4 protein-coding genes are annotated in these 3,773 nt (G+C 58.6%); all 4 read left to right on the plus strand.

Annotation, left to right across the window (positions count from 1 at the left end):
• A partial coding sequence (locus IQ273_RS31545) for an ABC transporter permease (protein WP_194027037.1) occupies window positions 1–652 on the plus strand: 652 nt, incomplete at its 5' end.
• Between the two features lie 264 nt (window positions 653–916).
• Window positions 917–1,597 (plus strand): cysteine hydrolase family protein, encoded by a 681-nt coding sequence (locus IQ273_RS31550; RefSeq protein WP_194027038.1) that lies wholly within the window; start codon window positions 917–919, stop codon window positions 1,595–1,597.
• 127 nt (window positions 1,598–1,724) lie between these two features.
• On the plus strand, window positions 1,725–3,266 hold the full coding sequence (locus tag IQ273_RS31555) for an ABC transporter ATP-binding protein (protein WP_194027039.1): 1,542 nt from the start codon (window positions 1,725–1,727) through the stop codon (window positions 3,264–3,266).
• 71 nt (window positions 3,267–3,337) lie between these two features.
• The gene (locus IQ273_RS31560; RefSeq protein ID WP_194027040.1) at window positions 3,338–3,682 is read left to right on the plus strand and encodes a cupin domain-containing protein; all 345 of its coding nucleotides are present in this window, start codon (window positions 3,338–3,340) and stop codon (window positions 3,680–3,682) included.
• Window positions 3,683–3,773: the final 91 nt, after the last annotated feature.

Raw genomic sequence — 3,773 nt, forward strand, 5'->3', positions numbered from 1 at the left:
GGTTAACGATGTGGCCGTGGGCATTGCCATGATTATCTTTGGCAGCGGGCTGGCCTTCTTTTTGGGCAAGCCGTTTATTCAGCCCTCGGCCCCCCAGCTGCCGACGCTGTCTTTGGCGGGATGGACCCAAATTCCTCAGCTAGAGTCAGCCCTGAGCATTAGCCCGCTGTTTATTTTGGGAGTGGCGATCGCGCCCCTGATGCAGTGGTTCTTTCGCTCTAGCCGCTGGGGCCTGCTGATTCGCGCCGTGGGCGACAGCCCCGATGCCGCCCGAGCCATGGGCATTTCGATTTTTAAGGTGCGGATGGCCAGCATTGTGGCGGGCAGCTTTTTGGCCGGTATTGGCGGCGCATCGCTATCGCTGTTTTATCCCGGTAGCTGGTCAGAGCGAATTTCGAGCGGGCAGGGTTTAATGGCCGTCGCCCTGGTAATTTTTGCTCGCTGGAACCCGGTGCAGTGCCTCTACGCATCACTGCTGTTTGGTGGTGCCCAGGCGATCGGCCCGGCCATGCAGTCGGTGGGCATTGATGCCTACTACTACTTGTTCAACGCGTCACCGTACATTTTGACGCTGCTAATTATGATCATCACCTGCTCGCCGAAGCGCACGCTGACCGGCGCACCAGGAGCATTGGGACAGGCTCAGGAGTAACAGTTTGCCGCTATCTTTTAGCGCATTTTGTAAGGATGTTTCGCACTATAGGTTGGGTGAGACACAGGACAACGGACACCCGTAGGGGTGGAGAGATCCCCCTAAATCCCCCTTAAAAAGGGGGACTTTGAACAGACTCAGAACCCCCCTTTTTAAGGGGCAGGGGGGATCTCCACCTTCGCCAAAAGCAGCAAGACTTTTCAAACAACTTTCCAATGTTCACCCGCCGGCAACCTCCATTAGCTAACCAACTAGAGAAAACCCATGGGAATTTTCGTTGAAGCCGAGCCGTATCCGTACCCCTACAATGGCGATTTGCGGCCCGAAAATACAGCGCTGATCGTGATTGATATGCAGACCGATTTTTGCGGCATCGGTGGCTATGTCGACAAGATGGGCTACGACCTGTCGCTCACCCGCGCCCCAATCGCGCCGATCGCCAAGCTGCTGGGGGTGATGCGCGATCGCAACTTCACCATCATCCACACCCGCGAGGGCCATCGCTCCGATCTAGCCGACCTGCCGGAGAACAAGCAGTGGCGATCGCGCCAGATCGGCGCAGGCATCGGTGACCCCGGCCCCTGCGGCCGCATTCTGGTGCGCGGCGAGCCTGGCTGGGAGATCATTTCTGAGCTACAGCCTCTGCCCGGTGAAGTGGTAATCGACAAACCCGGCAAAGGCTCGTTCTACGCCACCGATCTAGATCTAGTTCTACATCGCAAGGGCATTCAAAATATTATTCTCTCGGGCATTACCACCGACGTGTGCGTGCACACCACCATGCGCGACGCCAACGATCGCGGCTACGAGTGCCTGCTGCTGTCGGACTGCACGGGCGCAACGGACTACGGCAACCACCTGGCAGCGCTGAAGATGGTCAAAATGCAGGGCGGCGTGTTTGGCGCAGTGGCCCACTCCAAAGCATTGATCGAGGCTTTGGCCTAGGCTGCGATATGTGATCTGAGCTAGACGTAAGTCAATGGTGGGCATTGCCCACCCTACGACAGCCGTGGGACTTAGCACTGCTAAGCCCCTACCCATCCACCCTCCTACCCATCCACCCCCTACCGCTATGGAAACCACAATCGCTGCTCCCCAAACCAAGGCCGCACCGCCCGAGCTAGAAGTGATCAACCTCACCAAGCGCTTTGGCACCTTTACCGCCCTCGACCAGGTGTCGATCAAAGTCACCCCCGGCAGTTTTCACGCCCTGCTGGGGGAAAACGGAGCGGGCAAAAGCACCCTGGTGAAGTGCATCATGGGCTTTTATACCCCCACCTCTGGGGATGTGCTGGTGGGTAAGCAATCGCGCGCGATCGCCAGCCCCAAAGACGCCCACCACTTTGGCCTAGGCATGGTCTACCAGCACTTCACCTCGGTGCCCGCCATGACCGTGGCCGAAAACCTGGTCCTTTCGCGCTACGACAGCCCCCAGTGGATCAACTGGAAGGCTGAGTATGAACGCCTCGACGCCTTTATGGCCACCTCGCCCTTTCAAATCGACCTGCGCACCCCGATCGCGCAGCTGGCGGCAGGCCAAAAGCAAAAGCTCGAAATTCTCAAGCAGCTGTACTTGAATAGTCGGGTGCTGATTCTAGACGAGCCGACTTCGGTGCTCACCCCCGACGAGGCCGACGAAGTACTGGGACTGCTGCGGCAAGAAGTCACCGCTGGCCACCTCAGCGTGTTGATGATCTCCCACAAGTTTCGCGAGGTGATGGCCTTTACTGACGAAGTGACGGTGTTGCGCAAGGGTAAACTGGCGGGCCATGGCTACGTGCGCGACCTTACCGTAGACGATATGGCCCACATGATGCTGGGCGAAAAGACAGAGGCTACCCCGGTAGAGAAAGTTATTGTAGCCGACTCGCGCCCGGTGCTGGAGCTAAAAGACCTGTGCGCCGATCGCGATAATGGTCTACCCGCCGTGCGCAGGGCCAGTCTCACCGTCAACAGCGGCGAAATTGTCGGCATTGCTGGCGTTTCGGGCAACGGTCAGCGGGAGCTGGTGGAGGTGCTGGCTGGTCAGCGCCCCCGCCACAGCGGCGACATTTTGGTCAGCGGCACTCCCTACCAGTCGACCCGCAAAGAAATGGCCCGTCACCAGGTCTACACCCTGCCTGAAGAACCCCTGCGCAACGCTTGCGTGCCCCACATGAGCGTGGCCGAAAATATGGCCCTACGCACCTTTGATAAGCCTCCCCAGGCCAAACGTGGGTTGCTCAGCTTGCTCAACATTCGGCGAATGGCGGAGGAGTTGGTGAAGGTGTTTTCGGTCAAAACCCCGTCGGTCGATACCCCGGTAGGCAATCTTTCTGGCGGCAACGTGCAGCGTACCGTGCTGGCCCGAGAATTGTCTTCGACCAACATCAACCTGCTGATTGCCGCCAACCCCTGCTTTGGCCTCGACTTTTCGGCGGTGGACTACATTCATGGCCAAATTCTCGCCGCTCGCAACCGGGGCGTGGCGGTGCTGCTGGTCAGCGAAGATTTAGACGAGCTGCTGAAGCTGAGCGATCGCATTTTTGTGATCAGCGACGGCGCACTGGTCTACGAGAGCCCCACCGCTGCCGCCGACATCAAAGTACTGGGCCAGAAGATGGCTGGGCATTAGTGAGTGGATGGGTAGGGGCAGACCTACATGCCTGCCGTGGCGAGAATGGGTTAATAAATGGGAGAGTTTTGATGCAATCGATTGTGTTGTCCGATTTAAAGGCGATGGCGGTTGACCCAGAACTGGCCTGGGAGTCGTTTCGGCCTGGGGTCGATATCCATCGGCTGTACCCGGCTGTACCCGACGGGGCCGCCGCCGCCCTGCTGCGCTACCAGCCGGGGGCGTCGGTTCCCTACCACCTGCATACCGGGTTTGAGCATATTTTGGTGCTCTCAGGCTCCCAAACCGACGCCAACGGCACCTACCCCGCTGGCACGCTAGTAATCAATCCCCCTGACACCCGCCACACCGTTAGCAGTCCCGAAGGCTGCATCGTTCTCGCCATCTGGGCCAAACCTGTTCAGATCGAGGAATAGAGCTGACCTCACTCATCCTCTCGTCTTTAACATCTCCTACAGCGAAGAATTGGTCAGACACCGTCTGCCCCCACCCATCCACCCCCTTACC

The sequence above is a fragment of the Nodosilinea sp. LEGE 07298 genome (assembly GCF_015207265.1).
Lineage (GTDB): Bacteria > Cyanobacteriota > Cyanobacteriia > Phormidesmidales > Phormidesmidaceae > Nodosilinea.

Bases quoted from the DNA above. Each gene is read 5' to 3' on its own strand.
- IQ273_RS31560 (WP_194027040.1), top strand. From the start codon at position 3,338: ATGCAATCGATTGTGTTGTCCGATTTAAAGGCGATGGCGGTTGACCCA.
- IQ273_RS31550 (WP_194027038.1), top strand. From the start codon at position 917: ATGGGAATTTTCGTTGAAGCCGAGCCGTATCCGTACCCCTACAATGGC.
- IQ273_RS31555 (WP_194027039.1), top strand. From the start codon at position 1,725: ATGGAAACCACAATCGCTGCTCCCCAAACCAAGGCCGCACCGCCCGAG.